At 38.9% G+C, this 6,366-nt stretch carries 4 protein-coding genes; 2 read left to right on the forward strand and 2 right to left on the reverse strand.

The genetic code is table 11. The annotated features are described in order from the left end of the window. On the reverse strand, nt 1–508 hold a 508-nt coding region (locus ACXJIE_RS03095), incomplete at its 3' end, for an undecaprenyl-diphosphate phosphatase (RefSeq protein WP_456479516.1). A gap of 62 nt (nt 509–570) precedes the next feature. Here ACXJIE_RS03095 and ACXJIE_RS03100 point away from each other — a divergent pair. Then, complete coding sequence (locus ACXJIE_RS03100) at nt 571–1,323, forward strand: glycerophosphodiester phosphodiesterase (RefSeq protein ID WP_456479517.1); 753 nt, start codon at nt 571–573, stop codon at nt 1,321–1,323. On the opposite strand, the gene ACXJIE_RS03105 is transcribed toward ACXJIE_RS03100, so the two are convergent. Continuing rightward, on the reverse strand, nt 1,324–2,139 hold the full coding sequence (locus tag ACXJIE_RS03105) for a 3'-5' exonuclease (protein ID WP_456479518.1): 816 nt from the start codon (nt 2,137–2,139) through the stop codon (nt 1,324–1,326). Between the two features lie 95 nt (nt 2,140–2,234). Between ACXJIE_RS03105 and carB the strand changes: the two genes are divergently transcribed. After that, the gene (carB, locus tag ACXJIE_RS03110) at nt 2,235–5,507 is read left to right on the forward strand and encodes a carbamoyl-phosphate synthase large subunit (RefSeq protein WP_456479519.1); all 3,273 of its coding nucleotides are present in this window, start codon (nt 2,235–2,237) and stop codon (nt 5,505–5,507) included. The last annotated feature ends 859 nt before the right edge of the window (nt 5,508–6,366 follow it).

The raw sequence follows: 6,366 nt of genomic DNA on the forward strand, positions 1-6,366 counted from the left end.
TAAGGCCGCTCAGCATTCCGCCTACTATCGTCGCACCGCTTCTGCTGGTTCCGGGAATAAGGGCGAATACCTGGAAAAAACCTATAATCAGCGCCTGTTTGAATGTCACCTTTTCTACGTCGTCTATTTTTATTTTTTCTTCGGAATAGATTTTTTCCACTATAAAAAACACGATACCGCCTATAATAAACATCCATGCCGCGGTTTTAACGGTAAAAAGATCTTTTATCTGGTGTCTTAGCAAAAAACCTGTCAGCGCAAGAGGTAAAAACGCAAGTAGCACTTTTTTCCAAAGGGCCGTTTCTTTGAAATTGATTTTTTCAAGATATATCAAAACAATCGCAAGTGTGGCGCCCAATTGTATAATTACTTCAAATGCCACGTTTTGCATACTCTGTTTCAGTCCCAGCAGGGTGGAAACTATTATCAGATGAGCGGTTGAGGAAACCGGTAAAAATTCGGTGATTCCTTCGACACATCCGAGTATTACGCTTTCAAATACGCTCATAAGAACCCTTTATTTAATTGATAAAACGAATTATAATATGTAAAACATTCAAAGGCAAAAATTTGTACGTTTTTAATAAAAGGAATGTATATATCGCCCACAGGGGATACAGGGCTTATTTTCCCGAAAATACGATTTACGCTTTTAAAGCCGCTTTAAACAGATTCGATATGTTTGAATTTGACGTACGGTTTACCAAAGACCTTGTCCCGGTGGTTTATCACGATGATGACCTGCTGGGGTGTACCAATGTAAAAGAGCTGTTTGAAAAACACCGGGTGAAAGATTTGACGTATGAACAGATTAAAAAACTTGACAATGTCTCCTGGTTTATCAGAAAAAATCCGTTTCATACCGAGCTTGATTACGGTTTTTTGAACGCTCTTTCTAAAAATTCGATACCGAGCCTTGATGAAGTGTTGGAATTTATAAAGAAAAACGATTTTTGGGCGAATCTCGAAATAAAAAATTCAGATTTGGATCCGGATTTTGTAACGGAAAGTATTTTAAGCCGTATAGAACGTTTCGATGTTAAAGAATATATGCTTATTTCTTCTTTTAACCATGAATATATTAAAAGAATAGACGGTTTTTACAAAGCCGCCCTGTTTGACAAAAGAGTGGATAACCCAGCGGGTTATTTGAAAAAATTGAATGCGGGCTTTTACCATATAAATACAGAAAATGTAAGAAAACGTGATATCGAAGAACTTTTGGACTCCGGAATTTATACGAACGTATATACCGTTAACGATAGAAAACTTAAGTCGGAACTTTTTAAAAAAGGGGTTAAAGGGGTGTTTTGCGATTACTGATTATTTTTCTTCAAGCAGTCTGTTGAAAACCTTCAGTGTCATTTTGACGTCTTCAAGCGCATCGTGGTAGTTGGCGTTTTGTTTTCCGAAGAAAAACGCCACACACTCTTCAAGACGGGGCATTTTTTTCTTCTCAAGCACTACGACATCCGCGGAATAATACATTGTGTCGAATATAGGGACGTTTAAGATGTTGGGGAAATGGTGCGCCCTTTCAAGTTCCCTTTTTAAGACCCCGAAATCGTACAGCACGTTGTGGCCGACGACCATATCGAGCGAATCGAATATATTTAAAATTTCCTCTTTTTTTTCGCTGAAAGAGGGTTTGTTTTGCAAGTCCTCCTGTTTTATTTTGTGGACTTCAAAGGCTTCTTCGCTTATTTTCGCTTCCGGGTTTAAAAACTCGTATATTTCTTCGGTTGTTTTTGTCAGCATATCCTGAATTACGATGGCGTAAGAGATTATGTATCCGTAGATGTCGGTTGTTTCCGTATCGAAGACCCCGACTTTTTGAATTTTGAATTCATCTGGGATTTTGTTTAAATCGCTGATATAATGTTTTAAAAACTCTTTTGTGGAAAAAATTTTTTGCCGTTTTAAAGGTTTGAATCTCTCAATTTTGCCTTCTTCTTCCAAAACCACGGAAGTTAAATAATCACTGTAGTTTCTGAAAACGATATTTTCTTTGACGTCTTCATCGAGACATTTAAGAAGATATGTTTTGTCTTTTTTCAGTTTTTCTTCGGCATATTTTCTTGTCGCTTTGTTGAATACGGTGGCATATCTTAATGTTTCAATTTTTTGAGGTAAACTCAAATCAGACCTTTTTAACGGAATTATACATTAATTTTCCGTTTTCCATTTTCCATTTTCCATTATTAAGATATAATTACATATAAAAAAGGTACCGTATGCCAAAAAGAGAAGATATTAAAACCATACTGCTTATAGGCTCCGGTCCGATCGTCATAGGACAGGCCTGCGAATTCGACTATTCGGGCGTTCAGGCTGCAAAAACACTCAAATCTCTCGGATACAGGGTTGTTCTTGTTAATTCGAACCCGGCTACGATTATGACTGATCCGGAATTTGCGGATGCCACTTATATCGAACCTATTACCGCCGATGTGGTGGCTAAGATTATCGAAAAAGAAAAAGTTGACGCAATACTTCCGACAATGGGGGGACAGACGGCGCTTAACGTTGCGATGGAAATGTATGAAAAAGGTATGCTTGAAGGTATTGAATTTTTAGGGGCCGACCCGGAAGCTATTAAAAAAGGCGAAGACAGGGAGGAGTTTAAAAAGGCTATTGAAAGAATAGGGCTTGATCTTGCAAAAAGCGAAACCGCCCACACACTTGAAGAGGCCGTTGAAATTGCCAAAAACATCGGCTTTCCTTTAATTGTCAGAGCCGCATACACCCTCGGAGGGCTCGGAAGCGGGGTCGCTTACAATATGGAAGAATTTAAAGCCCTTGCGAAAACGGGGATCGAAGCGAGTCCGATTAACGAAATAGAAATCCTCGAATCGATGCTCGGCTGGAAAGAATACGAAATGGAAGTTATCAGGGACAGAAATGATAACTGTATTATCGTATGTTCGATAGAAAACGTTGATCCTATGGGTGTGCATACGGGTGACAGTGTTACCGTTGCGCCGGCGCTGACTTTGACCGACAAAGAATACCAGAAAATGAGGGACGCCTCTTTTGCAATTCTCAGGGAAATCGGTGTTGATACGGGGGGAAGCAACGTTCAGTTTGCCGTAAACCCCCAAAACGGTAGAATGATTGTAATCGAAATGAATCCGAGGGTTTCAAGAAGTTCGGCTCTCGCTTCTAAAGCTACGGGATATCCCATTGCAAAAATCGCGACTCTTTTAGCCGTGGGTTACACACTTGACGAGATTCAAAACGACATTACCGGAACCGCTGCGAGTTTTGAGCCGGTAATAGATTATGTGGTTACCAAGATTCCGAGATTTACGTTTGAAAAATTCCCTCAGGCGGATTCGACTCTTACAACTTCAATGAAAAGTGTCGGTGAAGTTATGGCGATAGGCAGAACGTTTAAAGAATCCGTTCAAAAAGCCCTTTATTCGCTTGAAACGGGACTTGACGGATTTGAAAAAATGAACTGCACGGAAGACGAACTTGTTAAAAACATAAGAATTCCCAACGAAAACAGACTTTTATATGTTGCCGAAGCGTTCAGAAGAGGCAAAAACGTGGAGGAAATTTTCGATATCTGCAAAATAGATCCGTGGTTTTTAAATCAGATTAAAGAAATTGTGGATCTTGAAAAAGAGATAACTCCGGCAGTGTTGGAAAATGAAGAACTTTTAAGAAAAGCAAAAACATACGGATTCAGTGATAAGATGATAGCAAAACTTATAGGCAAAACCGAAGAGGAAGTATATCGGGCGAGAAAAAAATTAGGCGTTGAAATCGACTATAACGAAGTCGATACGTGTGCGGCGGAATTTGACACCACTACAAGCTATCTTTATTCAAGCGTAAACGTTACCAAAAACGTGCCTTTGAGAGGAAGTGATCTTGAAAATGACAAAAAAGTGCTTATTTTAGGAGGCGGACCGAACAGAATCGGGCAGGGGATTGAATTTGACTACTGCTGTGTGCATGCGGCTTTCGCCCTAAACGATTTAGGGGTTAAAACGATTATGTACAACTGTAACCCGGAAACCGTTTCAACGGATTATGACACAAGCGACGTGCTTTATTTCGAGCCTATTACGTTTGAGAGGGTAAGAAACGTGGTTGAGCTTGAACAACCGGAGGGCGTAATCGTTCAGTTCGGAGGACAGACGCCTCTTAAACTGGCCAAGTCCCTTACAAGAATAAATGCGAATATTATAGGAACGTCGGCCGAAGTGATAGACACGGCGGAAGACAGGGAAAAATTTTCCGCATTTATTGAAGAATTAGGTCTTAACCAGCCTGCAAACGGTACTGCGTTTACCAAAGAAGAAGCTTATAAAATCGCCGAAAACATCGGTTACCCGGTGCTTGTCAGACCGAGTTACGTACTCGGCGGTAGGGCTATGAGAATCGTTTACAACGAAAACGAACTGAAAGCCTATATGGATGAGGCTGTCAGCGTTTCAAACGAAAGCCCCGTGCTAATCGACAAATTTCTTGACAGAGCCATCGAGCTTGACGTTGATGCTATAAGCGATACGAAAGAAGTATATATCGGCGGAATTATGCAGCATATCGAAGAAGCCGGGATCCATTCGGGGGACAGTGCGTGTTCGCTTCCGACGGTTAGCATCAGTGAAGAAAAACTTAAAGAAATCGAAAACGCAACTAAACAAATAGCATTAAAACTCGGTGTAAAAGGACTTTTAAATATCCAGTACGCCCTTCACAGGGATAAACTTTATCTAATCGAAGTTAATCCGAGAGCCAGCAGGACGGTGCCTTTCGTATCAAAAGCCACAGGACTTCCTTTGGCAAAAGTGGCGACAAGGGTTATGTGGAACTTGGCATACAACCCTGAAATAAACGGAGGCAAAGTACTTCAAGAAGCACTCAATTTTTACGATAAATTCGGTGTTGTAACGTTTGACGGTAATGTATTTAAACCTCAGGGGAAAGGACATATCGCCGTTAAAGAAGCGGTATTCCCATTCAATAAACTGCCTGGAGCGGATCTGATTTTAGGACCTGAAATGAAATCAACCGGTGAAGTTATGGGAATCAGCGAAAGTTTCGGGGAAAGTTTTGCAAAATCACAGGCGGCATGTAAAAACTTCCTTCCGACAAGCGGGAAAGTGTTTATTTCACTTACCAATATAGATAAAGAGTTTGCGCCGGCTCTTGCAAAAGCGCTTACTAACCACGGATTTGAAATAGTGGCCACAAGCGGGACGTATAAAGTAATTAGCGAAGCCGGAATAAAGTGTGAAAGGGTACTTAAAATCAGTGAAGGCAGACCGAATATCGTAGATATGATTAAAAACGAGGAAATCGCACTTGTTATCAACACAAGCGACAACAAAGCGAGCAAAGACGACGCTAAAATCATAAGACGAGAAGTGCTGAATCAGGGAATTCCTTATTTTACAACAATGGCGGCGGCGTTTGCTGCTGTTGAAGCAATTGAATTCTTACAGACAAGCGAAGAGAAAGTTAAATCCATTCAGGATTATTTTAAAAATTAATCTTTTTTTCTTTTTCATTTTATAATAATCCGTTTGAAATTTATCTATGTATATAGATTATTAATGGGTTAGTTTAAAAGCATGAGTTAGTAGTCTGGAGCGGCATAGCGATAGAAAAGCAAGCAGTGCAAATGTATTTTTGACATTTAGTAATTGCTTTATTTATATGTTGTTAAAAGGTTACTTTTCCTTTAAATAGAAAAATTGTTCAAAATTCCTATAAATCAGACAATTTATTCTTTCTTGCCGATTTTGTGAAAACTTTTATCTTTAAGCGATGGAGTTACCACAAAAACGAGCAGTATGTTTCCATATTACACGCCATAGATTTAGCACCTGACATAAACAATTTTGAATTGACGGGGAGTAAAAATATTTACTCATTTTTTGCTCCTTAAGCTTTCTATTGTTTCTATGATCGCATCCATTGTGTAATACACCTTTTTCATACCTGAATATATTTTGAATAAAACTTTTCTCATCTGTATATAACTTAAAAAGTAGATGTTTTTCGTCAAAGAATTAAAAATCCGAAACGAAATTTCGTATTTATGCTTTATTATTGTGAAAAAAAGGAGCATATATGCAAGAAGAAAGACTTTGGACTTTTATATGGTATTGGGCTATGCTGATTTTCGGATATTTTAATATTGAAGGTGTTTGGGGTATATATTCGATTTTATATGGATTTATGCGATGGTGAGTATTGCAAAAATGATTTATTATACCAAAACCCAAATGACAGCGAACAATATGTAAGGAATAAGAATTGCTTGAAGTGAAGTATGAAGAGGTTAGAGGTAAAAGAATTACATACAATAGAGGAATTAAAAAAAGAAATAAGAAACACTAAAGACGG

The sequence above is a fragment of the Nautilia sp. genome, from assembly GCF_053994455.1.